Here is a 24,547-nt window from a genome sequence, read left to right as displayed (position 1 = left end):
GAAGTGGATAAACAGCGCGAAGCACTGCCGACTACCACGAACCATTTGCAATGGTGAACAATATGACCGACTTAACCGCGCAAGACGCTGCATGGCAGACACGGGATCACCTTGATGACCCGGTCATTGGCGAACTGCGCAACCGTTTTGGGCCGGATGCCTTTACCGTTCAGGCGACTCGCACCGGTGTACCCGTTGTCTGGGTCAAGCGTGAACAGTTACTCGAAGTTGGCGATTTCTTAAAGAGACTGCCGAAACCTTACGTCATGCTGTTTGACTTACACGGCATGGACGAACGTCTGCGTACGCACCGCGAAGGGTTACCCGCCGCGGATTTTTCCGTTTTCTATCACCTGATCTCCATTGAACGCAATCGCGATATCATGCTCAAGGTGGCATTGTCTGAAAACGACCTGCGCGTACCGACTTTCACCAAACTGTTCCCGAACGCCAACTGGTATGAGCGTGAAACCTGGGAAATGTTTGGCATCGATATCGAAGGCCACCCGCACCTGACGCGTCTGCTGATGCCGCATACCTGGGAAGGCCATCCGCTGCGTAAAGACTATCCAGCGCGCGCGACTGAATTCGATCCGTTTGAGCTGACCAAAGCCAAACAGGATCTGGAAATGGAATCATTGACCTTCAAGCCAGAAGATTGGGGCATGAAGCGTAGCACCGAAAATGAGGACTTCATGTTCCTCAACCTCGGTCCTAACCACCCGTCTTCTCACGGTGCGTTCCGTATTGTCCTGCAGCTTGATGGCGAAGAAATCGTCGACTGCGTGCCTGACATCGGCTACCACCACCGTGGCGCTGAAAAGATGGGTGAGCGTCAGTCCTGGCACAGCTATATTCCGTACACTGACCGTATCGAGTACCTCGGCGGCTGCGTGAACGAAATGCCGTACGTGCTGGCAGTCGAAAAGCTGGCGGGCATTACCGTACCGGATCGCGTGAACGTGATTCGCGTCATGCTCTCTGAACTGTTCCGCATCAACAGCCACCTGCTGTACATCTCCACGTTCATTCAGGACGTCGGCGCAATGACCCCGGTATTCTTCGCCTTTACCGACCGTCAGAAAATTTATGACGTTGTCGAAGCGATCACCGGTTTCCGTATGCACCCGGCCTGGTTCCGTATCGGTGGTGTCGCACACGATCTGCCGCGCGGGTGGGACAAACTGCTGCGTGACTTCCTCGACTGGATGCCAAAACGTCTGGATTCCTATGAGAAAGCCGCACTGCGTAACACCATCCTGAAAGGCCGTTCGCAGGGTGTTGCCGCTTACGGCAAAAAAGAAGCGCTGGACTGGGGCTGTACCGGTGCTGCGCTGCGTGCGACGGGTATTGATTTTGACGTGCGTAAATCACGTCCGTACTCTGGCTATGAGAACTTTGACTTTGAAGTTCCGGTTGGCGGCGGTGTATCCGACTGCTATACCCGCGTGATGCTGAAAGTTGAAGAGCTGCGCCAGAGTCTGCGCATCCTTGAGCAGTGCCTCAATAACATGCCGGAAGGCCCGTTCAAAGCGGATCACCCGCTGACCACGCCGCCGCCGAAAGAGCGCACGCTGCAACATATCGAAACCCTGATCACCCACTTCCTGCAGGTTTCGTGGGGCCCGGTTATGCCGGCGAACGAGTCCTTCCAGATGGTGGAAGCGACCAAGGGTATCAACAGTTACTACCTGACCAGCGATGGCAGCACCATGAGTTACCGTACGCGTATCCGTACCCCGAGTTATGCGCACTTGCAGCAGATCCCGGTAGCAGTACGTGGCAGCCTGGTGTCCGATCTTATCGTCCACCTGGGTAGTATCGATTTTGTTATGTCAGATGTGGACCGCTAATTATGCACGAGAATCAACAACCACAAACCGAGGCTTTTGAGCTGAGTGCGGCTGAGCGTGAAGCGATTGAGCACGAGAAGCACCACTACGAAGACCCGCGTGCGGCGTCCATTGAAGCGCTGAAAATCGTTCAGAAACAGCGTGGCTGGGTGCCGGATGGGGCGATCTACGCGATCGCTGACGTGCTGGGTATCCCAGCAAGCGACGTCGAAGGTGTTGCGACATTCTATAGCCAGATCTTCCGCCAGCCGGTCGGTCGCCACGTGATCCGCTATTGCGACAGCGTCGTGTGCCATATCAATGGCTACCAGGGGATCCAGGCTGCGCTTGAGAAAAAACTCAACATCAAGCCGGGGCAGACGACCTTTGATGGTCGCTTTACGCTGTTGCCGACCTGTTGCCTGGGGAACTGCGACAAGGGGCCGAACATGATGATCGATGAAGATACTCATGCTCACTTGACCCCGGAAGGCATTCCCGAACTGTTGGAGCGGTATAAATGAAAGACATTATCCGTACTCCCGAAACACATCCGCTGACCTGGCGTCTGCGCGATGATAAACAGCCGGTCTGGTTGGACGAATACCGTAGCAAGAACGGCTATGAAGGTGCGCGTAAGGCCCTGACCGGGCTGTCACCGGATGAAATCGTCAACCAGGTAAAAGACGCTGGCCTGAAAGGGCGTGGCGGCGCGGGCTTTTCCACCGGCCTGAAGTGGAGCCTGATGCCGAAAGACGAATCCATGAACATCCGTTACCTGCTGTGTAACGCCGATGAAATGGAGCCGGGCACCTATAAAGACCGCCTGCTGATGGAACAGCTGCCGCACCTGCTGGTGGAAGGTATGTTGATCTCCGCGTTCGCGCTGAAAGCGTACCGTGGTTACATCTTCCTGCGTGGTGAGTATATCGAAGCGGCTGTGCATCTGCGCCGCGCAATTGCCGAAGCGACCGAAGCCGGTCTGCTTGGTAAAAACATCATGGGCACCGGTTTCGATTTCGAACTGTTTGTCCACACCGGGGCAGGGCGTTACATCTGTGGTGAAGAAACCGCGCTGATTAACTCCCTCGAAGGTCGCCGTGCGAACCCGCGCTCCAAGCCGCCGTTCCCGGCAAGCTCTGGTGCATGGGGTAAACCGACCTGCGTTAACAACGTCGAAACCCTGTGTAACGTACCGGCTATCCTCGCCAACGGCGTGGAGTGGTACCAGAACATTTCGCAGAGCAAAGACGCGGGCACCAAACTGATGGGCTTCTCTGGTCGCGTGAAGAATCCGGGACTGTGGGAGCTGCCTTTCGGTACTACCGCGCGTGAGATCCTCGAAGATTACGCGGGCGGCATGCGCGATGGCCTGAAGTTCAAAGCCTGGCAGCCGGGCGGAGCGGGAACCGACTTCCTCACTGAGGCACATCTCGACTTGCCGATGGAATTCGAAAGCATCGGTAAAGCAGGCAGCCGTCTGGGTACCGCGCTGGCGATGGCGGTTGACCACGAGATTGGCATGGTACCGCTAGTGCGCAACCTCGAAGAGTTCTTCGCCCGCGAATCCTGCGGCTGGTGTACGCCGTGCCGTGACGGTCTGCCGTGGAGTGTGAAAATTCTGCGTGCGCTGGAGCGTGGTGAAGGCCAGCCTGGGGATATCGAGACACTTGAGCAACTGTGTCGTTTCCTCGGCCCGGGTAAAACCTTCTGTGCACACGCACCGGGCGCGGTTGAACCGCTGCAGAGCGCCATTAAATATTTCCGCGAAGAATTCGAAGCTGGCATTAAGCAGACTTTCAGCAATACCCACGTAATTAGTGGTATTCAGCCGAACCTGCTGAAAGAGCGCTGGTAAACGTTTTACGCGAAAGCATTCAAGATGCGTCAAGGCGGCAACCGAGAGAATCCCTGAGCTTACTAAAGTAAGTGACTGGGATGAACGAGGGAAGCCAACGCCGAGGCAGCTTGAAGGATAAAGCGGAAAAGAAATTCGATTAACGCTTGGTCACTGACTAAGCCAACTGGAAGCATGCTGACTATGGCTACGATTCATGTAGACGGCAAAGAATATGAGGTCAACGGAGCGGACAACCTGCTGGAAGCTTGTCTGTCTCTCGGCCTTGATATTCCATACTTTTGCTGGCACCCGGCGCTTGGGAGCGTCGGTGCTTGCCGCCAGTGTGCGGTGAAGCAATATCAAAACGCGGAAGATACGCGTGGTCGCCTGGTGATGTCATGTATGACACCGGCTACCGAAGGCACCTTTATTTCTATCGACGACGAAGAAGCGAAGCAATTCCGTGAAAGCGTGGTGGAATGGTTGATGACTAACCACCCACACGACTGTCCGGTCTGTGAAGAGGGGGGTAACTGCCACCTTCAGGATATGACCGTTATGACCGGTCATAGCTTCCGTCGCTACCGCTTTACTAAGCGTACTCACCGCAATCAGGATCTGGGGCCATTCATTTCTCACGAAATGAACCGCTGCATCGCCTGCTACCGCTGCGTGCGTTACTACAAAGATTATGCGGACGGCGCGGATCTGGGCGTCTATGGCGCACATGACAACGTCTATTTCGGTCGTCCGGAAGACGGTACGCTCGAGAGCGAATTCTCCGGTAACCTGGTAGAAATCTGCCCGACCGGTGTGTTCACTGATAAAACGCACTCCGAGCGTTATAACCGTAAATGGGATATGCAGTTTGCGCCGAGCATCTGCCAGCAGTGTTCCATCGGCTGTAACATCAGCCCGGGTGAGCGTTACGGCGAACTGCGTCGTATCGAAAACCGTTACAACGGTACCGTTAACCACTACTTCCTCTGCGACCGTGGTCGTTTTGGCTATGGCTACGTGAACCTGAAAGACCGTCCGCGTCAGCCGGTCCAGCGCCGTGGCGATGATCTGATCACCCTGAACGCTGAGCAGGCGATGCAGGGTGCGGCAGATATTCTGCGTCAGTCGAAGAAAGTGATCGGTATCGGCTCCCCACGTGCCAGCGTTGAAAGCAACTTCGCGCTGCGTGAACTGGTGGGTGCGGATAACTTCTATACCGGCATCGCCCAGGGTGAGCAGGAACGTCTGCAACTGGCGCTGAGCGTGCTGCGTGACGGCGGTATCTATACCCCGGCGCTGCGCGAAATCGAATCTTACGACGCGGTCCTGGTGCTGGGCGAAGATGTCACCCAGACCGGGGCGCGTGTTGCGCTGGCTGTGCGTCAGGCGGTGAAGGGGAAAGCGCGTGAAATGGCAGCGGCACAGAAAGTGGCCGACTGGCAGATCGCCGCAATCCTTAACATTGGCCAGCGTGCCAAACATCCGCTGTTCGTGACCAACGTCGATAACACCCGTCTGGATGATATCGCGGCATGGACCTACCGTGCACCGGTTGAAGATCAGGCGCGTTTAGGTTTCGCTATCGCCCATGCGCTGGATAACAACGCACCGGCGGTTGACGGCATCGACCGTGACCTGCAGAACAAAATTGACGTTATCGTTCAGGCACTGGCCGGGGCGAAGAAACCACTGATTATTTCCGGCACCAACGCCGGTAGCGCCGAGGTGATTCAGGCTGCTGCCAACGTGGCGAAGGCGCTGAAAGGCCGTGGCGCAGATGTCGGCATCACCATGATTGCCCGCTCTGTTAACAGCATGGGCCTGGGCATGATTGGCGGTGGTTCCCTTGACGATGCGTTGACTGAACTGGAAACAGGTCGTGCTGACGCCGTTGTGGTGCTGGAAAACGATTTGCATCGTCATGCTTCAGCCACGCGTGTGAACGCCGCGCTGGCGAAAGCGCCGCTGGTACTGGTCATTGACCATCAGCGTACGGCTATTATGGAAAATGCCCATCTGGTGCTTTCCGCCGCAAGCTTCGCCGAAAGCGATGGCACGGTGATTAACAACGAAGGCCGCGCCCAGCGTTTCTTCCAGGTCTATGACCCGTCCTATTACGACAGCAACACCATCATGCTGGAAAGCTGGCGCTGGCTGCATTCGCTGCACAGCACCGTACAGAGCCGTGAAGTGGACTGGACGCAGCTCGACCACGTTATCGATGCGGTCGTTGAGAAGCTGCCGCAGCTGGCGGGTATTAAAGATGCCGCGCCGGATGCCAGCTTCCGTATCCGTGGTCAGAAACTGGCACGTGAACCGCACCGCTACAGTGGCCGTACGGCCATGCGCGCTAACATCAGTGTGCACGAGCCGCGCCAGCCGCAGGATAAAGACACCATGTTCGCCTTCTCGATGGAAGGGAACAACCAGCCGTCTGCACCGCGTTCACAAATTCCGTTTGCCTGGGCACCAGGCTGGAACTCCCCACAAGCGTGGAACAAGTTCCAGGATGAAGTGGGCGGTAAACTGCGTCATGGCGATCCGGGCGTGCGTCTGATTGAAGCATCTGAAGGTGGCCTGGATTACTTCACTACCGTTCCGGCGAGCTTCCAGGCTCAGGATGGTCAGTGGCGTATCGCACCGTACTACCATCTGTTTGGTAGTGATGAAATGTCCCAGCGTGCGCCGGTCTTCCAGACCCGCATGCCGCAGCCATACATCAAACTCAACCCGGCAGATGCCGCGAAGTTGGGCGTCAATGCCGGCACGCGCGTTTCTTTCAGCTACGATGGCAACACGGTCACGCTGCCGGTTGAAATCGCTGAAGGCTTAACGGCAGGGCAGGTTGGTTTGCCGATGGGCATGCCTGGCATCGCGCCGGTTCTGGCAGGTGCGCGTCTTGAGGATCTGCAGGAGGCACAACAATGAGTTGGATTACACCCGATCTGATTGAGATCCTGCTGAGCATTCTCAAAGCGGTGGTGATCCTGCTGGTGGTGGTCACCTGCGGGGCATTCATGAGCTTTGGTGAACGTCGTCTGCTGGGTCTGTTCCAGAACCGTTACGGACCGAACCGTGTTGGCTGGGGCGGTTCGCTCCAGCTGGTTGCGGACATGATCAAGATGTTCTTTAAAGAAGACTGGATCCCGAAATTCTCGGATCGCGTCATCTTTACCCTGGCACCAATGATCGCCTTCACCTCGCTGCTGCTGGCTTTCGCCATCGTGCCGGTGAGTCCGAACTGGGTGGTTGCTGACCTGAACATCGGGATCCTGTTCTTCCTGATGATGGCAGGCCTCGCGGTCTACGCGGTGCTGTTCGCCGGTTGGTCGAGCAACAACAAATACTCGCTGCTCGGTGCGATGCGTGCGTCTGCGCAGACGCTGAGTTACGAAGTGTTCCTCGGATTGTCCCTGATGGGCGTGGTGGCGCAGGCCGGTTCATTTAACATGACCGACATCGTCAATAACCAGGCTGATATCTGGAACGTTATTCCGCAGTTCTTTGGTTTTGTCACCTTTGCCATCGCGGGCGTAGCGGTATGTCACCGTCACCCGTTTGACCAGCCCGAAGCCGAGCAGGAACTGGCCGATGGTTACCACATTGAATATTCCGGCATGAAATTCGGTCTGTTCTTTGTGGGCGAGTACATCGGTATCGTCACCATTTCTGCGCTGATGGTTACCTTGTTCTTCGGTGGCTGGCATGGCCCGTTCTTACCGCCATTCGTCTGGTTCGCGCTGAAAACCGCGTTCTTCATGATGATGTTCATTTTGATTCGTGCGTCGTTACCGCGTCCTCGTTATGACCAGGTAATGTCCTTCGGCTGGAAAGTCTGTCTGCCGCTGACGCTCGTCAACTTGCTGGTAACGGCGGCTGTCATTCTCTGGCAGGCGCAATAAGGGACACAAAGACCATGACCTTAAAAGAATTACTTGTAGGCGCAGGCACCCAGCTTCGTAGTATCTGGATGATCGGCCTGCATGCGTTCGCGAAACGCGAAACGCAGATGTACCCGGAAGAGCCGGTCTATCTACCGCCCCGTTTTCGTGGTCGTATCGTACTGACCCGCGATCCAGACGGTGAAGAGCGCTGCGTTGCCTGTAACCTGTGTGCGGTAGCCTGTCCGGTTGGCTGTATCTCTTTGCAAAAAGCAGAGACCAAAGACGGCCGCTGGTATCCGGAGTTTTTCCGCATTAACTTCTCACGCTGCATTTTCTGTGGTCTGTGCGAAGAAGCCTGTCCGACAACGGCTATTCAGCTGACTCCAGATTTCGAGCTGGGTGAGTACAAGCGCCAGGACCTGGTTTACGAGAAAGAGGATCTGCTGATCTCCGGTCCGGGCAAATACCCGGAATATAACTTCTACCGGATGGCAGGTATGGCAATCGACGGCAAAGATAAAGGCGAAGCAGAGAACGAAGCTAAGCCTATCGACGTCAAGAGCCTGTTACCGTAAGGAGAGGGGCAATGGAGTTCGCTTTTTATATCTGTGGCCTGATAGCCATTCTCGCAACCTTGCGGGTGATCACCCACACCAATCCGGTCCACGCATTGCTGTACCTGATTATTTCGCTGCTGGCGATTTCTGGGGTGTTCTTCTCGCTGGGCGCTTACTTCGCCGGTGCGCTGGAAATTATCGTCTACGCGGGCGCCATCATGGTGCTGTTCGTGTTCGTGGTGATGATGCTCAACCTGGGCGGTGCTGAAATCGAACAGGAACGTCAGTGGCTGAGACCGCAGGTGTGGATTGGTCCGGCGATTCTGTCGGCCATCATGCTGGTGGTGATTGTGTATGCCATCCTGGGTGTTAACGATCAGGGCATTGACGGTACGCCAATCAGCGCGAAAGCAGTCGGCATTTCCCTGTTTGGACCTTATGTTCTGGCGGTTGAACTGGCTTCGATGCTGCTGTTGGCGGGTCTGGTTGTGGCCTTCCACGTCGGTCGCGAAGAACGTTCCGGTGAAGTGCTGAGTAATCGCACTGATGACCGCGCGAAAAGAAAAACGGAGGAGCACGCATGATCCCCTTACAACATGGACTGATCCTCGCGGCTGTCTTATTCGTACTGGGTTTAACTGGTCTGGTTATCCGCCGCAATCTGCTGTTTATGCTGATCGGGCTGGAAATCATGATTAACGCCTCCGCGCTGGCCTTCGTGGTCGCCGGAAGCTACTGGGGCCAGACCGATGGTCAGGTGATGTACATTCTTGCCATCAGCCTCGCGGCTGCTGAAGCGAGCATTGGACTTGCGCTGCTGCTGCAACTTCATCGCCGTCGCCAGAACCTGAACATCGATTCAGTAAGTGAGATGCGTGGATGAACATGCTTGCCTTAACCATTATTCTGCCATTTATTGGCTTTGTATTACTGGCGTTCTCTCGCGGTCGTTGGTCAGAAAATCTGTCCGCAACCGTGGGCGTCGGGTCGATTGGCCTGGCGGCGCTGGTGACCGCGTTTGTGGGTGTTGACTTCTTTGCCAATGGCCAACAGGCCTACAGCCAGCCGCTATGGACGTGGATGTCGGTCGGCGACTTCAACATCGGTTTTAACCTGGTGCTGGACGGCCTGTCGCTGACTATGCTCTCGGTGGTAACCGGTGTTGGTTTCCTGATCCACATGTTCGCCTCCTGGTATATGCGCGGTGAAGAGGGATACTCTCGTTTCTTCGCCTACACCAACCTGTTTATCGCCAGCATGGTGGTTCTGGTACTGGCGGATAACCTGCTGCTGATGTATCTCGGCTGGGAAGGCGTGGGCCTGTGCTCTTATCTGCTGATCGGTTTCTACTATACCGATCCGAAGAATGGCGCAGCGGCAATGAAAGCCTTTGTGGTAACCCGTGTCGGTGACGTATTCCTCGCCTTCGCGCTGTTCATCCTCTACAACGAGCTGGGTACGCTGAATTTCCGCGAAATGGTGGAACTGGCGCCTGCGCACTTTGCAGACGGTAACAACATGCTGATGTGGGCAACCCTGATGCTGCTGGGTGGTGCGGTCGGTAAATCCGCGCAGCTGCCGTTGCAGACCTGGCTTGCAGACGCGATGGCTGGCCCGACGCCTGTCTCTGCGCTTATCCACGCCGCGACGATGGTTACCGCTGGTGTCTACCTGATTGCACGTACCCACGGTCTGTTCCTGATGACCCCGGAAATTCTGCATCTGGTAGGGATTATTGGTGCTATCACGCTGGTGCTGGCGGGTTTTGCCGCGCTGGTCCAAACCGACATCAAACGTGTTCTCGCTTACTCCACCATGAGCCAGATTGGCTACATGTTCCTGGCGCTGGGCGTACAGGCATGGGATGCGGCGATTTTCCACCTGATGACGCATGCCTTCTTTAAAGCGCTGCTGTTCCTGGCATCCGGCTCGGTTATCCTGGCCTGCCATCACGAACAGAACATCTTCAAGATGGGCGGCCTGCGTAAGTCTATTCCGCTGGTGTATCTTTGCTTCCTGATTGGTGGCGCGGCGCTGTCAGCTCTGCCGCTGATTACCGCAGGCTTCTTCAGTAAGGATGAGATTCTGGCCGGTGCGATGGCGAACGGTCATATCAATCTGATGGTCGCAGGTCTGGTCGGTGCGTTCATGACCTCTCTGTACACCTTCCGTATGATTTTCATCGTGTTCCACGGTAAAGAACAAATTCACGCTCACGCAGGGAAGGGGATTACCCATCATCTGCCGCTGATTGTGCTGATGATCCTGTCCACCTTCGTTGGCGCGCTGATTGTGCCGCCGCTGCATGGCGTGCTGCCGGCAACGACCGAGCTTGAACATGGTCGCGTTATGACGCTGGAAATTACCTCCGGTATCGTTGCGATTGCAGGCATCCTGATCGCAGCATGGCTGTGGCTGGGTAAACGTACGCTGGTGACGTCGATTGCCAACAGTGCGCCAGGCCGTCTGCTGGGGACCTGGTGGTATAACGCCTGGGGCTTTGACTGGCTGTACGACAAAGTGTTCGTTAAGCCGTTCCTCGGCATTGCCTGGCTGCTGAAACGCGATCCGCTGAACGCCATGATGAACATCCCGGCTATCCTTTCCCGCTTTGCAGGTAAAGGCCTGCTGTTAAGCGAGAACGGCTATCTGCGCTGGTATGTGGCATCAATGAGCATTGGCGCTGTCGTTGTGCTGGCACTGTTGATGGTACTGCGTTGAGTTTGTTGGCTGGATGAACGATTGCGGATGGCGCTTCGCTTATCCGGCCGACAAACCCAAAGAGAATTATTAAAATTCGTTGAAAATCAGGTCCAAAAGGACAGGCGTTATCGGCGAAGTCAGAGTGGACACCGCCTGCGCACAGCAACAGGAGCGTACTGAAGTACGTTAGGGTTGCGAGCACAGCCGGGGTTCGCTATGACGAGTGAGATAGCCTGAACGGGACTTAAACAAGGAACAAAGATCACCATGTTATTACCTTGGTTGATATTAATCCCTTTCATCGGTGGCTTCCTGTGCTGGCAGACCGAACGCTTTGGCGTGAAGGTGCCGCGTTGGATAGCGCTGATTACCATGGGACTGACGCTGGCGCTTGGCCTGCAACTGTGGTTGCAGGGCGGCTATTCACTGACGCAATCCGCTGGCATTCCGCAGTGGCAGTCTGAGTTTATCCTGCCGTGGATCCCGCGTTTCGGCATCTCTATTCACTTAGCCATCGACGGTTTATCGCTGCTGATGGTCGTGCTGACCGGTCTGCTCGGTGTTCTGGCGGTCCTTTGCTCCTGGAATGAAATCGAAAAATACCAGGGCTTCTTCCACCTGAACCTGATGTGGATCTTAGGCGGCGTTATCGGCGTGTTCCTTGCCATCGACATGTTCCTGTTCTTCTTCTTCTGGGAAATGATGCTGGTGCCGATGTACTTCCTGATCGCGTTGTGGGGGCATAAAGCCTCTGACGGTAAAACGCGTATCACGGCGGCGACCAAGTTCTTCATTTATACCCAGGCGAGTGGCCTGGTGATGTTGATTGCCATCCTGGCACTGGTGTTTGTGCACTATAAAGCGACCGGTGTGTGGACCTTCAACTATGAAGAGCTGCTGAATACCCCGATGTCCCACGGCGTGGAATATCTGCTGATGCTGGGCTTCTTCATTGCGTTTGCGGTGAAAATGCCGGTGGTTCCGCTGCATGGCTGGTTGCCAGATGCGCACTCCCAGGCACCGACCGCAGGTTCCGTTGACCTGGCGGGGATCTTGCTGAAAACCGCGGCCTACGGTCTGCTGCGTTTCTCTCTGCCGCTGTTCCCTAACGCGTCGGCGGAGTTTGCGCCTATCGCGATGTGGCTTGGCGTAATCGGTATCTTCTACGGCGCGTGGATGGCCTTTAATCAGTACGACATCAAACGTCTGATTGCCTACACCTCCGTATCGCACATGGGCTTCGTACTGATTGCTATCTACACTGGCAGCCAGCTGGCGTACCAGGGTGCGGTTATCCAGATGATCGCTCACGGTCTGTCCGCAGCCGGTCTGTTCATTCTGTGTGGTCAGCTGTACGAACGTCTGCACACGCGTGATATGCGTATGATGGGCGGCCTGTGGGGCAAAATGAAATGGTTGCCAGCGCTGTCGATGTTCTTCGCAGTGTGTACGCTGGGTATGCCGGGTACAGGTAACTTCGTTGGCGAATTTATGATTCTGTTCGGCAGCTACCAGGTGGTTCCGGTCATTACGGTGATCTCAACCTTTGGTCTGGTGTTTGCTTCTGTATACTCGCTGGCGATGCTGCATCGCGCTTACTTTGGTAAGGCGAAAAGCCAGATTGCCAGTGTTGAACTGCCAGGGATGTCGCTGCGTGAGCTGTTTATCATCCTGTTGCTGGTTGTGCTTCTGGTACTGCTTGGCTTCTATCCGCAGCCGATTCTGGATACCTCGCATTCTGCGATGAGCAACATCCAGCAGTGGTTTGTTAATTCCGTTACTACTACAAGGCCGTAAATCGCCATGACAATAACTCCACAACACCTGATTGCGCTGCTACCGCTGCTGATCGTCGGCTTGACGGTGGTGGTTGTGATGCTCTCCATTGCGTGGCGACGCAATCACTTCCTCAATGCCACGCTGTCGGTCATTGGGCTTAACGCCGCGCTGGTTTCGCTCTGGTTTGTTGGCCAGGCGGGCGCCATGGACGTCACCCCGCTGATGCGGGTTGACGGTTTCGCTATGCTCTACACCGGGCTGGTGCTGCTGGCGAGCCTTGCCACCTGTACCTTTGCTTACCCGTGGCTGGAAGGCTACGACGACAACCGGGAAGAATTCTACCTGCTGGTGCTGATTGCCGCGCTGGGTGGAATTCTGCTCGCCAATGCTAACCATCTGGCGGCGCTGTTCCTTGGTATTGAGCTGATCTCTCTGCCGCTGTTTGGTCTGGTTGGCTATGCGTTCCGTCAAAAACGTTCGCTGGAAGCCAGTATCAAATACACCATTCTGTCTGCCGCAGCGTCTTCCTTCCTGCTGTTTGGTATGGCGCTGGTGTACGCACAGTCCGGCAACCTGTCGTTCGTTGCACTTGGTAAGAGCCTCGGCGACGGCATGCTGCATGAGCCGCTGCTGCTGGCGGGCTTCGGTCTGATGATCGTGGGCCTCGGCTTCAAACTTTCGCTGGTTCCGTTCCATCTGTGGACGCCAGACGTATACCAGGGTGCTCCAGCCCCGGTTTCCACCTTCCTGGCGACGGCGAGCAAAATCGCTATCTTCGGCGTGGTGATGCGTCTGTTCCTGTACGCGCCGGTTGGCGACAGCGAAGCGGTACGTATCGTGCTGGGTATAATTGCCTTTGCGTCCATCATCTTCGGTAACCTGATGGCGCTGAGCCAGACCAATATCAAACGTCTGCTCGGTTACTCTTCCATCTCTCACCTCGGTTACCTGCTGGTGGCGCTGATTGCCCTGCAGAGCGGCGAGATGTCAATGGAAGCGGTAGGCGTGTATCTGGCCGGTTATCTGTTCAGCAGCCTTGGCGCGTTCGGTGTGGTCAGCCTGATGTCCAGCCCGTACCGTGGTCCGGATGCAGACTCTCTGTTCTCCTATCGCGGCCTGTTCTGGCATCGTCCGATCCTCGCGGCAGTGATGACGGTGATGATGCTGTCTCTGGCGGGTATCCCGATGACGCTGGGCTTTATCGGTAAATTCTACGTACTGGCTGTCGGTGTGCAGGCCAACTTGTGGTGGCTGGTTGCTGCTGTGGTGGTCGGTTCCGCGATTGGTTTGTACTACTACCTGCGCGTTGCTGTGAGCCTGTACCTGAGCGCACCTCAGCAACTGAACCGCGATGCACCGTCTAACTGGCAGTACAGCGCGGGCGGTATCGTGGTGCTGATCTCCGCACTGCTGGTGCTGGTGCTGGGTATCTACCCACAACCGCTGATCAGTATCGTGCAGCTGGCGACGCCGCTGATGTAAGCGACACGCTGAAACGAAAAAACCCGCCTCGGCGGGTTTTTTTATGCGGGCAAGGCTATCAGGCGGAAAGCTGATGGCTCACCAATGGACCACTAATATCTTTTGCTGCGCGTTCCATCACTTCCTGAATCACAGATGATAATTCGTTGACCTCGAATTTTGCCACGTAGCCATCGGCCTTCACCCGGCGGACGTGATCTTCGTTGGCGCTACCGGACAGTGAAGAGTGGATGACAACCGGGATCTTCTTCAGACGTTCGTCGGTTTTAATCTTACGGGTCAGTGTGAAACCGTCCATCTCCGGCATTTCCAGATCGGTAAGCACCAGGGCGATTTTCTCGCTGACAGGCTTACCCTCCGCCTGAGCCTCTGCGGAGAGTTGCTGAATTTTGTCCCAGGCATCTTTGCCCGTGACATGCATCAGATGCGGAATTTCCATCGCGTTCAGTCCTTTCTCCAGCATCGCCCGGGCAACTTTGGAGTCTTCCGCAACAATGGCTACCGCACCTGGCGTGATATTGAATTTGCTGGTTTTCAGGTCGGTTGCGCGTAAATCGTGGTTGGACGGCACAATGTCATACAGGATCTGTTCGACATCAAGCACCAGCGCCAAATTGTTGGTTTCTTTGTCGTCGTCCAGACAAGCAATACTGGTGATGTAGCGACCATTGACGGCTTTCTCCGCAGTGTGCACCTGCTGCCAGTCGAGGCGCATAATGTTCTCTACTGACTCCACCGCAAACGCCTGGACGCTGCGGGCGTACTCTGTGATCAACAGGATATTAAGCCCGGTTTCGGGTTTACACCCGGCGACAGCAGGCAGGTCGATCACCGGGATCACCTGGTCCCGGATATTCACCATGCCTAACAGCGGAGCCTTCATGCCGGCAGGGCGAGTAAATGTTGGCATCGGAACGATTTCACGGAGTTTGAAAACGTTGATGCCAAACAGCTCTGATTTCTGCTCTTCAACCGACTTGCCGAGGCGAAATAGCAGCAGCTCAAAGCGGTTCGACAAGGTTAGATTGGTCCTGTCATCAATATCTTTCTGGAAATTGTTCATCCTGTCCTCAGTGTGAAAACCAGCCTTTCCACTGTTATCGGCATTGAGGCGGAAAAATAAAGCGTTAAACGGTGAAAATGGCGAAATCGTGAGCCAGTTCCGTTGCCGGGAACAGCGCTCTGCACTCTTCAAGTAGCCGCTGGCAGCCTTTTGCATCGTAGCGTGAGCTGACGTGGGTCATGATGAGTCTGCCCACACCGGCGTCCCGTGCCAGCTGTGCGGCCTGCCGGGTGGAGCTGTGCCCGCGGCTGTTGGCTTTTTCCTCCATTGACGAATCCAGCGTGGTTTCATGCACCATCACGTCCACCCCTTTTGCCAGTTCGATAGCGCTCGCACAGGGCCCGGTATCACCGAAAATGGCGACGGACTTTCCCTTAATCGCCGGGGCGAGATAATCGGCCCCGTTAATGGTGCGCCCGTCTTCCAGCACAATGGTTTTGCCCGCTTTGAGATCCTGAAAACAAGGGCCTGGTTTAACGCCCGCCGCTCTGAGCGCGTTGGCATCAAGCGCACCGGGTTTGTCGTGTTCTTCAACACGAAAACCGTAGCACTCCAACGGATGTTCCAGTCGAAATGCGGTCACTTTGCGCAGGCCGTCATCCACAATCTCACCGGCGGTGATTTCTACAATATCCAGCGGGTAATCGGTCCATGAGCCGCTCAGTCGCAGGGCTGTTTCGGTAAACTCCCGTAATCCTTTCGGACCATAAAGCGTCAGCGGCTGGACGTTTCCGGCCATTGAACGGCTGCACAGTAGCCCAGGCAAACCAAAAAGGTGATCGCCATGCAGATGACTGATAAAAATACGATCAAGTTTGCCCGGGTTGAACGGGGTGCTAAGCATTTGATGCTGCGTCCCTTCGCCGCAATCAAAAAGCCACAAACCTGCCTGAGTAGGGTGTTGCAGATTCAGTAATATTGCCGTTACATTGCGAGAACGTGTGGGAACTCCCGCAGACGTACCTAAGAATAGTAATTCCATCTTTACGTTACACTTTTCGCCATCAATGAGGCAGGGTGTTCAGGTTATCACAACAAAGGGGCAGACAATGATCCACTGGCAAGATCTCCATCATGCAAAGCTGAGTGTTCAGGAGCTGTATGCCATTCTTCAGCTTCGCTGTGCGGTATTCGTTGTTGAGCAACAATGTCCGTATCAGGACGTGGATGGCGACGACTTAGTCGGCGAGAACCGCCACATTCTGGGATGGCATAATGATGAACTGGTGGCGTATGCGAGGATTCTGAAAAGTGACGATGATCTGGAGCCGGTAGTGATTGGCCGGGTGATTGTCAGCGAAGCGCTACGCGGCGAAAAATTAGGGCAGCAGTTAATGACGCAAACGCTGGCATCCTGTACGCAGCATTGGCCGCACAAGGCGTTATACCTGGGGGCTCAGGCGCATCTGCAATCGTTTTATGCAAGATTTGGTTTTGTTCCAGTCACGGAGATCTATGACGAAGATGGTATTCCACATATCGGCATGGCGCGTGAGGGGCATCAAGCGTAAACAGCCCCTGTCGTCTATAGTTAGCGGGTACGTCAATAGAAAGGGAGAATATAATGTCTTTTCATTCTTACGAATCACGTATTGATGACGATTTGGAATTGCTGAGCGAAACGCTGGCAGAAGTGCTACGTTCTTCCGGCGATCCTGCCGACCAGAAGTACCTTGAGTTAAAAGCGCGGGCTGAGCAGGCGTTAGAAGAGGTGAGAAATCGCGTTAGTCATGCCTCTGACAGTTACTATTATCGTGCAAAGCAGGCAGTTTGCCGGGCAGATGACTATGTACACGAAAAACCCTGGCGCGGGATCGGCGTGGGGGCGACAGTCGGTTTAGTGATGGGATTATTGCTGGCACGGCGATAAATATAGCGCTGTCATCGCACTCCCTATACGGGGGTACTGCTTTTTCTGCTCAGTACCCCGTATAATGAGAGGTTTTTAACAGGGAGAGGTCCGCGTGCATTCAATCACTACTGCGCTGGAAAGCCTGATGCGCATTTTGTCGCAAGAGATACCGGCAGCACCTGGCATTCGTATTTACGACATACCTTTCCCACTGAACGATGCTTTTGACGCGTTAGGATGGCTGGCCAGCCAGCCCGTCTGGCCTCAGTTTTACTGGCAGCAACGTAACGGCGATGAAGAAGCGGCTGTGCTGGGCGCAGTGGCGACATTCTCCTCACTGGAATCTGCCCAACGGTTTTTACGCCAACATGATAATCACCCCGAACTGCGCATCTGGGGTCTGAATGCGTTTGAGCCGCAGCGCGGTAATTTATTGCTGCCGCGACTGGAATGGCGACGCTGCGCCGGGGTCGCGACCTTACGACTCCACCTGTATAGCGACGTGTCATTGCGTGAAGATGCCGCGCAGGCCGCTGCGTTTATTTCAACGCTTGCGCAGGTAAAACCGCTTCCCCCATTGCGTCTGATTTTGACGGGAGAGCAGCACTGGCCGGATAAAGACGGTTGGGTTCGCCTGATTGAGCTTGCCACGCAGACCATCGCTGAGGAAGAACTCGACAAAGTGGTGCTGGCGCGTGCGACCGATTTACAGTTTTCTCAGCCGGTTAATGCCGCGGCGGTTATGGCCTCCAGTCGTCGTTTAAATCTCAACTGTTACCACTTCTATATGGCGTTTTCCGCCGAATCTGCTTTTCTTGGCTCTTCCCCTGAACGTCTGTATAGACGGCGTGACACGGCACTGCGCACTGAGGCGCTGGCCGGAACTGTTGCCAATCACCCTGACGATCATCGCGCCTGGCAGCTTGGTGAATGGCTGATGAAGGACGATAAAAATCAGCGCGAGAACATGTTGGTGGTGGAAGATATTTGCCAACGGCTGCAAAATTGTACGCAAACCCTCGATGTCCTGCCGCCGCAGGTCCTCAGACTGCGAAAAGTACAGCATCTGCGCCGCTGTATCTGGACTGCGCTCAATCAGGCGGATGATACGCTCTGTCTGGTTCAGCTACAGCCTACTGCGGCCGTAGCGGGTATTCCGCGCGAGCTGGCGCGTGAATTTATCCAACATAATGAACCCTTTGAACGCGAGTGGTACGCCGGTTCTGCGGGTTATCTTTCACTGCGTCAGAGCGAGTTTTGCGTGTCATTACGTTCAGCGAAAATTAGCGCAAATGTCGTACGGCTATATGCCGGGGCGGGGATCGTGCGCGGTTCAGATCCTGAGCAAGAATGGCAAGAAATAGATAATAAAGCGGCAGGGTTACGTACTTTATTACAGATGGAAGGATAGTGATTTCGTGTATATTCCCGACTCATATCAAAAATCCATTTATTCGATTCTTTATACTGTGTCGCAATATTGATACCGGACAATCTCATGTCAGTAAGCGCATTTAACCGACGCTGGGCGGCGGTCATTCTGGAAGCACTCACTCGCCACGGCGTCAGGCATGTTTGCATTGCCCCTGGCTCGCGTTCGACGCCGTTGACTTTAGCGGCAGCGGAAAATCCCGCTTTTATCCATCATACCCATTTTGACGAGCGCGGACTGGGACATCTCGCCTTAGGCCTGGCGAAAGTCAGCAGGCAACCTGTTGCCGTTATTGTCACCTCTGGTACGGCGGTAGCGAATTTGTATCCGGCGCTGATTGAAGCCGGACTGACCGGTGAAAAACTGATTTTACTCACCGCTGACAGACCGCCTGAGCTTATTGACTGTGGCGCTAACCAGGCGATTCGTCAGGCCGGCATGTTTGCATCGCATCCGTCGCAAACGCTCTCTTTACCGCGTCCGACGCAGGACATTCCGGCGAGCTGGCTGGTGTCTACCCTCGATAACGCCCTGGCCTCACTGCACAGCGGTGCGGTACACATTAACTGCCCGTTTGCGGAGCCGCTGTATGGCGAGATGGACGACACGGGCATTGAGTGGCAGCAGCGCCTGGGCGACTGGTGGCAGGATGACAAACCCTGGTTGCGCGAAGCGCGTCGACTGGAAAGTGATAAACAGCGCGACTGGTTTTTCTGGCGGCAAAAACGTGGTGTGGTCCTTGCCGGGCGCATGAGCGCCGAAGAGGGCAAGAAAGTTGCGCTCTGGGCGCAGACGTTAGGCTGGCCACTCATTGGTGATGTGCTGTCGCAAACCGGACAGCCGTTGCCCTGCGCCGATCTGTGGCTGGGCAACGCGAAAGCGGTCGCTGAATTAGAGCAGGCGCAGATTGTGGTGCAGCTCGGCAGTAGTCTGACCGGTAAACGACTACTGCAATGGCAGGCCAATTGCAACCCACAGGAATTCTGGATTGTCGACAATATCGAAGGACGTCTGGATCCGGCTCATCATCGTGGACGCCGGCTGGTGGCAAAAGTAGGCGACTGGCTGGAGCTGCATCCGGCAGAGAAACGCCAGCCCTGGTGTGTGGAGATCCCGCGGCTGGCGCAACAGGCATGGCAGGCGGTAGAAGCCCGCCGCGACACGTTTGGCGAAGCACAGCTGGCGCACCGTATTCGCGAGTATCTGCCAGAGCAGGGACAGTTGTTCGTAGGGAACAGCCTGGTTGTACGGTTGATTGACGCGCTGTCTCAGCTTCCGGCGGGTTTTCCGGTTTACAGCAATCGCGGTGCGAGCGGTATTGACGGTCTGCTATCAACCGCGGCAGGCGTACAGCGTGCCAGTGCGAAATCGACGCTGGCTATTGTTGGCGATTTATCCGCGCTGTATGACCTGAATGCGCTGGCGCTTTTGCGCCAGGTTTCCGCACCGTTTGTCCTGATTGTGGTGAATAATAACGGCGGACAGATTTTCTCTCTGCTGCCAACCCCGCCAGGCGAACGTGAACGGTTCTACCTGATGCCGCAGAACGTCCATTTTGAGCATGCCGCGGCTATGTTTGACCTCAAATATCACCGCCCGGAGAACTGGGCGCAACTGGAGAGCGCGCTGACGAACGCCTGGCGTACTCCGGTGGCAACGGTGATTGAGCTGGTCGTGAATGAAACTGACGGGGCGCAAACCCTGCAGCAGCTGCTGGCGCAGGTCAGTCATCTATGATCCTGCACGCGCAGGCGAACACGGGCCAGCCAGGATTTCCCTGGCTGGTTTTTCTGCACGGATTTTCCGGCGATCGCCGGGAATGGCAGGCGGTCGGTGAAGCATTCCCGGATTATTCGCGGCTGTATATCGACCTGCCTGGCCACGGCGGCTCCGCTGACATCAGCGTGAGCGGATTCGATGACGTCAGCGATTTGTTGCGTAACACGCTGCTTAGTTACAACATACTTAACTACTGGCTGGTGGGATATTCCCTTGGCGGCAGAGTCGCGATGATGGCAGCCTGTCAGGAGATGCCTGGACTGTGTGGTCTGGTGGTTGAAGGTGGGCACCCTGGTTTACAACACGAAGATGAGCGCGTTCAGCGTCGCCTTGCAGATGGGCGTTGGGCCGCACGTTTTCGCCGTGAGCCGTTGCGTGAGGTGTTTAATGACTGGTACCAGCAACCGATTTTTGCTTCGCTGGATACGACACAAAGAGAGGCGTTGGTCGCTTTACGCTGCCAGAATAAGGGTGAAACGTTGGCGGCAATGCTGGAAGCCACCTCGCTGGCCGTACAACCTGATTTACGTGTGCAACTGAAAACGCGCACATTTCCGTTTTATTATTTATGTGGTGAACGTGACGATAAATTCCGCGCTCTGGCGGCGGAAATATCCGTACCGAACCATGTGATTCGTAACGCCGGACACAACGCGCATCGGGACAATCCCGCTGGCGTGGTGGACTGTCTGGCTCAGATTCTGCGTCGCTGACTATAGGACATTTTATGATCTATCCTGATGAAACAATGCTTTACGCACCGGTAGAATGGCTCGATTGCTCTGAAGGCTACACCGACATTCGCTATGAGAAATCCACCGACGGTATCGCAAAAATCACCATTAATCGTCCGCAGGTACGCAATGCTTTCCGTCCTGTCACCGTCAAAGAGATGATTCAGGCGCTGGCGGATGCGCGCTATGACGACAATATCGGCGTGATTATTCTGACCGGTGCGGGCGACAAAGCGTTCTGCGCGGGCGGCGATCAGAAAGTACGTGGCGATTACGGCGGATACCAGGATGACTCCGGCGTGCATCATCTGAACGTACTGGACTTCCAGCGTCAGATTCGTACCTGTCCGAAACCGGTTGTCGCGATGGTGGCAGGGTATTCCATCGGTGGTGGCCATGTGCTGCACATGATGTGTGACCTGACCATTGCGGCTGAAAACGCCATCTTTGGTCAGACTGGCCCGAAAGTCGGTTCCTTCGACGGCGGGTGGGGCGCATCCTACATGGCGCGTATCGTCGGCCAGAAAAAAGCACGTGAAATCTGGTTCCTGTGCCGTCAATACGATGCAAAACAGGCGCTGGATATGGGCCTGGTCAATACCGTGGTTCCGCTGGTCGATCTGGAAAAAGAGACGGTGCGCTGGTGTCGTGAAATGCTGCAAAACAGCCCGATGGCGCTGCGTTGCCTGAAAGCTGCACTGAATGCCGACTGCGATGGCCAGGCGGGTCTGCAGGAGCTGGCCGGGAACGCGACCATGCTGTTCTACATGACGGAAGAAGGTCAGGAAGGCCGTAACGCCTTTAACCAGAAACGCCAGCCTGACTTCAGCAAATTCAAACGGAATCCGTAATGCGTAGCGCGCAGGTATACCGTTGGCAGATCCCCATGGACGCGGGGGTGATTTTGCGTGACAGGCGGTTAAAAACGCGTGACGGGCTGTACGTTTGTCTTCGTGACGGCGAGCACGAAGGGTGGGGAGAGATCTCTCCACTACCGGGCTTCAGCCAGGAAACCTGGGAAGAGGCGCAAACTGCGCTGCTGGCCTGGGTTAACGGTTGGCTGCAGGGGGATTCATCCTTACCACAACTGCCTGCCGTTGCATTTGGTGTTAGCTGTGCGCTGGCCGAGCTTGAGGGTACGTTGCCTGAGGCGGCGGACTATCGTGCTGCGCCGTTGTGTACCGGTGATCCTGACGATCTGGTGCTGCAACTGGCAGACATGCCTGGCGAGAAAGTTGCGAAGGTAAAAGTCGGTCTGTATGAAGCTGTTCGCGACGGTATGGTCGTCAATCTGTTGCTGGAGGCGATCCCGGAACTGCACCTGCGGCTCGATGCCAATCGTGCGTGGACGCCGCTGAAAGCCCAGCAGTTTGCGAAATATGTCAATCCTGAGTATCGCGGGCGCATTGCCTTCCTCGAAGAGCCGTGTAAAACCCGTGATGATTCCCGTGCGTTCTCGCGTGAAACAGGGATTGCCATCGCCTGGGATGAAAGTCTGCGTGAAGCCGATTTCACCTTTATGTCCGAAGAGGGCGTGAAGGCTGTCGTCATCAAGCCTACGCTGACGGGTAGCCTCGACAAGGTGCGTGAGCAGGTTGCAGCCGCACACGCGCTCGGTCTCACCGCCGTGATCAGCTCCTCTATCGAATCGAGCCTGGGCTTAACCCAGCTGGCGCGCATTGCTGCCTGGTTGACGCCACAGACTATCCCTGGTCTGGATACGCTCAGCCTGATGCAGTGCCAGCAGGTGCGCACCTGGCCTGGCAGTACGTTGCCGTGCAATGAGGTCGATGCGCTGGAACGATTGCTATGACCCAGTGGGAAATGCCCGATGGCGCAAGCGCATCGGGCCTGGAGCGATTGTCCGATACGCCTGATTTTACTGACTGGCCGTGGCGTCACTGGCGACAGGCTCGTGCGGACGCGCCAGCCTTACGCCTCAACGATGAGGTGTTAAGCTGGGGCGATCTCTGCGCGCGAGTCGATCGTCTGGCAAGTGGCTTTGCGGCTCAAGGGGTGGAAGAGGGCGATGGCATATTGCTCCGCGCCTGGAATCATCCCCGTCCGCTGCTGGCCTGGCTGGCATTGTTGCAGTGCGGGGCACGAATTTTACCTGTGAACCCGCAGTTGCCACAGTCGTTGCTGGATGTGTTAATCCCGGATCTGACGCTGCGTTTTGCGCTGGATCTGGAAGGCGAAAGTCCGCTCCCGGGACTGACACCGCTGCGAATGCTGGAACAGTCTGGCGAGCATGCTGCCGTCTGGCTGCCTCAGCGCTTGAGCACAATGACGTTAACCTCCGGCTCAACCGGACTGCCTAAAGCAGCGGTACATACCTGTCAGGCGCATTTGGCGAGTGCGCAGGGGGTGCTGTCACTGATGCCATTTGGCGAAGACGATGACTGGCTGCTCTCGCTACCGTTATTTCACGTTTCCGGTCAGGGGATTATGTGGCGCTGGTTGTTTGCCGGGGCACGTATGACCGTGCGCGATAAGCAGCCGTTAGAGCAGATGCTGGCGGGTTGTACCCATGCTTCGCTGGTTCCCACGCAGCTTTGGCGGCTGTTGGTCAATAACACACCGGTATCGCTAAAGGCCGTGTTGCTGGGCGGTGCCGCGATTCCTGTTGAATTGACGGAACAAGCGCGTGAGCAGGGTATTCGCTGCTGGTGCGGTTACGGGTTGACGGAATTTGCCTCCACGGTGTGTGCGAAAGAAGCCGATGGTAAGGCGGATGTCGGCACTGCGCTACCAGGCAGAGAAGTCAGGATTGTTGATGATGAAGTCTGGCTGCGTGCCGCCAGCATGGCGCAAGGGTACTGGCGTAACGGACAGCTTTATCCGCTGGTTAATGCGCAAGGCTGGTTTGCCACCCGCGATCGCGGCATCGTGCATGATGGCAAGTTAACCATTGTCGGGCGGATGGACAACCTGTTTTTTAGTGGCGGAGAAGGGATCCAACCGGAAGAGGTGGAGCGCGTTATTGTATCGCATCCCCATGTTCTACAAGCTTTTATTGTGCCAATCGAAGATGAAGAGTTTGGCCATCGCCCCGTTGCGGTTGTGGAGTACGATGCCGAAGCCGGAAGTATTGATCTGGCTGAATGGGTGAAAGATAAGCTGGCACGTTTCCAGCAACCCGTTCGATGGCTAACCTTACCCGCAGAATTGAAAAGCGGTGGTATTAAGATTTCTCGCCGGGCGCTGCTGGAGTGGGTCCGTACCCGCGGTAAAGCTTAAGAAAACATTAAATTTATCCCGCATAATTGCCATTCCCGGGCCATTGTCCTTTGGTTTATCTGCTAAAGTGTAACCTATTGTGAAAATCATTAGCAAAAGGTGCGCTATGGAATGGCATGTGAAGAAGTCTTGCTGTAACCGAAAAGCAGGGAGGCTCTATATTGTACTTTGTGATACCGGTGGTTCGTTGAAAATGCTGGCTGAAGCGCAAGCCTGCGAGCGTGTAAAAGTAGGCGATCTGCTGTCACCGCTAAAAGATGCCCAGTATTGTATTAACCGTGACACATCGCGAGTGATTAAAATCATTGATGCCAGACAGTATCTCTGTGAAGAATGGGAGCGTCTGCGACAACTGTCTGACGATAAATGA

At 55.5% G+C, this 24,547-nt stretch carries 22 protein-coding genes; 20 read left to right on the top strand and 2 right to left on the bottom strand.

What is annotated here, in order from left to right:
- Window positions 1-50: 50 nt before the first annotated feature.
- The 11 genes from nuoC to nuoN all read left to right on the top strand — a co-directional run bounded on the left by nuoC (window position 51) and on the right by nuoN (window position 14,077).
- Window positions 51-1,853, top strand: a complete 1,803-nt coding sequence (gene nuoC / locus FDX19_RS20540) for an NADH-quinone oxidoreductase subunit C/D (RefSeq protein WP_137384160.1) — start codon at window positions 51-53, stop codon at window positions 1,851-1,853.
- 2 nt (window positions 1,854-1,855) lie between these two features.
- Complete coding sequence (nuoE, locus tag FDX19_RS20535) at window positions 1,856-2,356, top strand: NADH-quinone oxidoreductase subunit NuoE (protein ID WP_003028069.1); 501 nt, start codon at window positions 1,856-1,858, stop codon at window positions 2,354-2,356.
- On the top strand, window positions 2,353-3,690 hold the full coding sequence (gene nuoF, locus FDX19_RS20530; protein ID WP_137384159.1) for an NADH-quinone oxidoreductase subunit NuoF: 1,338 nt from the start codon (window positions 2,353-2,355) through the stop codon (window positions 3,688-3,690). Before nuoE ends, nuoF begins: the two co-directional genes overlap by 4 nt.
- Before the next feature lie 183 nt (window positions 3,691-3,873).
- Window positions 3,874-6,600, top strand: a complete 2,727-nt coding sequence (nuoG, locus tag FDX19_RS20525) for an NADH-quinone oxidoreductase subunit NuoG (RefSeq protein WP_137384158.1) — start codon at window positions 3,874-3,876, stop codon at window positions 6,598-6,600.
- Window positions 6,597-7,574, top strand: coding sequence for an NADH-quinone oxidoreductase subunit NuoH (nuoH, locus tag FDX19_RS20520; protein WP_003028063.1), 978 nt, complete (start codon window positions 6,597-6,599; stop codon window positions 7,572-7,574). The genes nuoG and nuoH overlap by 4 nt, the downstream gene beginning before the upstream one ends.
- 14 nt (window positions 7,575-7,588) lie before the next feature.
- Window positions 7,589-8,131: an NADH-quinone oxidoreductase subunit NuoI gene (gene nuoI / locus FDX19_RS20515; protein ID WP_135321187.1), complete on the top strand. Its 543-nt coding sequence runs from the start codon at window positions 7,589-7,591 to the stop codon at window positions 8,129-8,131.
- An 11-nt stretch (window positions 8,132-8,142) separates the two neighbouring features.
- On the top strand, window positions 8,143-8,697 hold the full coding sequence (gene nuoJ / locus FDX19_RS20510; protein ID WP_137384157.1) for an NADH-quinone oxidoreductase subunit J: 555 nt from the start codon (window positions 8,143-8,145) through the stop codon (window positions 8,695-8,697).
- Window positions 8,694-8,996, top strand: a complete 303-nt coding sequence (gene nuoK / locus FDX19_RS20505) for an NADH-quinone oxidoreductase subunit NuoK (RefSeq protein WP_006683663.1) — start codon at window positions 8,694-8,696, stop codon at window positions 8,994-8,996. Before nuoJ ends, nuoK begins: the two co-directional genes overlap by 4 nt.
- Window positions 8,993-10,834, top strand: coding sequence for an NADH-quinone oxidoreductase subunit L (gene nuoL / locus FDX19_RS20500; RefSeq protein ID WP_137384156.1), 1,842 nt, complete (start codon window positions 8,993-8,995; stop codon window positions 10,832-10,834). The genes nuoK and nuoL overlap by 4 nt, the downstream gene beginning before the upstream one ends.
- Window positions 10,835-11,083: 249 nt before the next feature.
- Entirely contained in the window at window positions 11,084-12,613 is a 1,530-nt protein-coding gene (gene nuoM / locus FDX19_RS20495) for an NADH-quinone oxidoreductase subunit M (RefSeq protein ID WP_005129465.1), read from the top strand.
- 6 nt (window positions 12,614-12,619) lie between these two features.
- Window positions 12,620-14,077, top strand: coding sequence for an NADH-quinone oxidoreductase subunit NuoN (nuoN, locus tag FDX19_RS20490; protein ID WP_137384155.1), 1,458 nt, complete (start codon window positions 12,620-12,622; stop codon window positions 14,075-14,077).
- A gap of 58 nt (window positions 14,078-14,135) precedes the next feature.
- Here the strand turns inward: nuoN and FDX19_RS20485 are convergent, their stop codons facing one another.
- The gene (locus tag FDX19_RS20485) at window positions 14,136-15,140 is read right to left on the bottom strand and encodes a chemotaxis protein (RefSeq protein ID WP_137384154.1); all 1,005 of its coding nucleotides are present in this window, start codon (window positions 15,138-15,140) and stop codon (window positions 14,136-14,138) included.
- A gap of 64 nt (window positions 15,141-15,204) precedes the next feature.
- Window positions 15,205-16,122, bottom strand: a complete 918-nt coding sequence (gene rbn, locus FDX19_RS20480; RefSeq protein WP_137384153.1) for a ribonuclease BN — start codon at window positions 16,120-16,122, stop codon at window positions 15,205-15,207.
- A gap of 67 nt (window positions 16,123-16,189) precedes the next feature.
- Between rbn and FDX19_RS20475 the strand changes: the two genes are divergently transcribed.
- The 9 genes from FDX19_RS20475 (at window position 16,190) to pmrD (ending at window position 24,547) form a co-directional block, all read left to right on the top strand.
- The gene (locus tag FDX19_RS20475) at window positions 16,190-16,651 is read left to right on the top strand and encodes a GNAT family N-acetyltransferase (RefSeq protein ID WP_137384152.1); all 462 of its coding nucleotides are present in this window, start codon (window positions 16,190-16,192) and stop codon (window positions 16,649-16,651) included.
- A 53-nt stretch (window positions 16,652-16,704) separates the two neighbouring features.
- Entirely contained in the window at window positions 16,705-17,010 is a 306-nt protein-coding gene (elaB, locus tag FDX19_RS20470; RefSeq protein WP_137384151.1) for a stress response protein ElaB, read from the top strand.
- 94 nt (window positions 17,011-17,104) lie between these two features.
- On the top strand, window positions 17,105-18,403 hold the full coding sequence (gene menF, locus FDX19_RS20465) for an isochorismate synthase MenF (protein ID WP_137384150.1): 1,299 nt from the start codon (window positions 17,105-17,107) through the stop codon (window positions 18,401-18,403).
- 87 nt (window positions 18,404-18,490) lie between these two features.
- A complete protein-coding gene (gene menD, locus FDX19_RS20460; protein ID WP_137384149.1) occupies window positions 18,491-20,161 on the top strand; it encodes a 2-succinyl-5-enolpyruvyl-6-hydroxy-3-cyclohexene-1-carboxylic-acid synthase in 1,671 nt (556 codons plus the stop codon).
- On the top strand, window positions 20,158-20,916 hold the full coding sequence (gene menH, locus FDX19_RS20455) for a 2-succinyl-6-hydroxy-2,4-cyclohexadiene-1-carboxylate synthase (protein WP_137384148.1): 759 nt from the start codon (window positions 20,158-20,160) through the stop codon (window positions 20,914-20,916). Before menD ends, menH begins: the two co-directional genes overlap by 4 nt.
- 14 nt (window positions 20,917-20,930) lie before the next feature.
- The gene (menB, locus tag FDX19_RS20450) at window positions 20,931-21,788 is read left to right on the top strand and encodes a 1,4-dihydroxy-2-naphthoyl-CoA synthase (RefSeq protein WP_137384147.1); all 858 of its coding nucleotides are present in this window, start codon (window positions 20,931-20,933) and stop codon (window positions 21,786-21,788) included.
- The gene (menC, locus tag FDX19_RS20445; protein ID WP_137384146.1) at window positions 21,788-22,750 is read left to right on the top strand and encodes an o-succinylbenzoate synthase; all 963 of its coding nucleotides are present in this window, start codon (window positions 21,788-21,790) and stop codon (window positions 22,748-22,750) included. Before menB ends, menC begins: the two co-directional genes overlap by 1 nt.
- Window positions 22,747-24,177: an o-succinylbenzoate--CoA ligase gene (gene menE, locus FDX19_RS20440; RefSeq protein ID WP_137384145.1), complete on the top strand. Its 1,431-nt coding sequence runs from the start codon at window positions 22,747-22,749 to the stop codon at window positions 24,175-24,177. Before menC ends, menE begins: the two co-directional genes overlap by 4 nt.
- 106 nt (window positions 24,178-24,283) lie before the next feature.
- Window positions 24,284-24,547 carry a signal transduction protein PmrD gene (gene pmrD / locus FDX19_RS20435; protein ID WP_137384144.1) on the top strand — a complete coding sequence of 88 codons (264 nt, stop codon included), beginning with the start codon at window positions 24,284-24,286 and terminating at the stop codon, window positions 24,545-24,547.

Origin of the sequence: Citrobacter sp. wls619 (assembly GCF_005281345.1) — a bacterium.
Lineage (GTDB): Bacteria > Pseudomonadota > Gammaproteobacteria > Enterobacterales > Enterobacteriaceae > Citrobacter.
This window is presented reverse-complemented; position numbering and strand designations above follow the sequence as displayed.

Bases quoted from the DNA above. Each gene is read 5' to 3' on its own strand.
- nuoC (WP_137384160.1), top strand. From the start codon at position 51: ATGGTGAACAATATGACCGACTTAACCGCGCAAGACGCTGCATGGCAG.
- nuoE (WP_003028069.1), top strand. From the start codon at position 1,856: ATGCACGAGAATCAACAACCACAAACCGAGGCTTTTGAGCTGAGTGCG.
- nuoF (WP_137384159.1), top strand. From the start codon at position 2,353: ATGAAAGACATTATCCGTACTCCCGAAACACATCCGCTGACCTGGCGT.
- nuoG (WP_137384158.1), top strand. From the start codon at position 3,874: ATGGCTACGATTCATGTAGACGGCAAAGAATATGAGGTCAACGGAGCG.
- nuoH (WP_003028063.1), top strand. From the start codon at position 6,597: ATGAGTTGGATTACACCCGATCTGATTGAGATCCTGCTGAGCATTCTC.
- nuoI (WP_135321187.1), top strand. From the start codon at position 7,589: ATGACCTTAAAAGAATTACTTGTAGGCGCAGGCACCCAGCTTCGTAGT.
- nuoJ (WP_137384157.1), top strand. From the start codon at position 8,143: ATGGAGTTCGCTTTTTATATCTGTGGCCTGATAGCCATTCTCGCAACC.
- nuoK (WP_006683663.1), top strand. From the start codon at position 8,694: ATGATCCCCTTACAACATGGACTGATCCTCGCGGCTGTCTTATTCGTA.
- nuoL (WP_137384156.1), top strand. From the start codon at position 8,993: ATGAACATGCTTGCCTTAACCATTATTCTGCCATTTATTGGCTTTGTA.
- nuoM (WP_005129465.1), top strand. From the start codon at position 11,084: ATGTTATTACCTTGGTTGATATTAATCCCTTTCATCGGTGGCTTCCTG.
- nuoN (WP_137384155.1), top strand. From the start codon at position 12,620: ATGACAATAACTCCACAACACCTGATTGCGCTGCTACCGCTGCTGATC.
- FDX19_RS20485 (WP_137384154.1), bottom strand. From the start codon at position 15,140: ATGAACAATTTCCAGAAAGATATTGATGACAGGACCAATCTAACCTTG.
- rbn (WP_137384153.1), bottom strand. From the start codon at position 16,122: ATGGAATTACTATTCTTAGGTACGTCTGCGGGAGTTCCCACACGTTCT.
- FDX19_RS20475 (WP_137384152.1), top strand. From the start codon at position 16,190: ATGATCCACTGGCAAGATCTCCATCATGCAAAGCTGAGTGTTCAGGAG.
- elaB (WP_137384151.1), top strand. From the start codon at position 16,705: ATGTCTTTTCATTCTTACGAATCACGTATTGATGACGATTTGGAATTG.
- menD (WP_137384149.1), top strand. From the start codon at position 18,491: ATGTCAGTAAGCGCATTTAACCGACGCTGGGCGGCGGTCATTCTGGAA.
- menH (WP_137384148.1), top strand. From the start codon at position 20,158: ATGATCCTGCACGCGCAGGCGAACACGGGCCAGCCAGGATTTCCCTGG.
- menB (WP_137384147.1), top strand. From the start codon at position 20,931: ATGATCTATCCTGATGAAACAATGCTTTACGCACCGGTAGAATGGCTC.
- menC (WP_137384146.1), top strand. From the start codon at position 21,788: ATGCGTAGCGCGCAGGTATACCGTTGGCAGATCCCCATGGACGCGGGG.
- menE (WP_137384145.1), top strand. From the start codon at position 22,747: ATGACCCAGTGGGAAATGCCCGATGGCGCAAGCGCATCGGGCCTGGAG.
- pmrD (WP_137384144.1), top strand. From the start codon at position 24,284: ATGGAATGGCATGTGAAGAAGTCTTGCTGTAACCGAAAAGCAGGGAGG.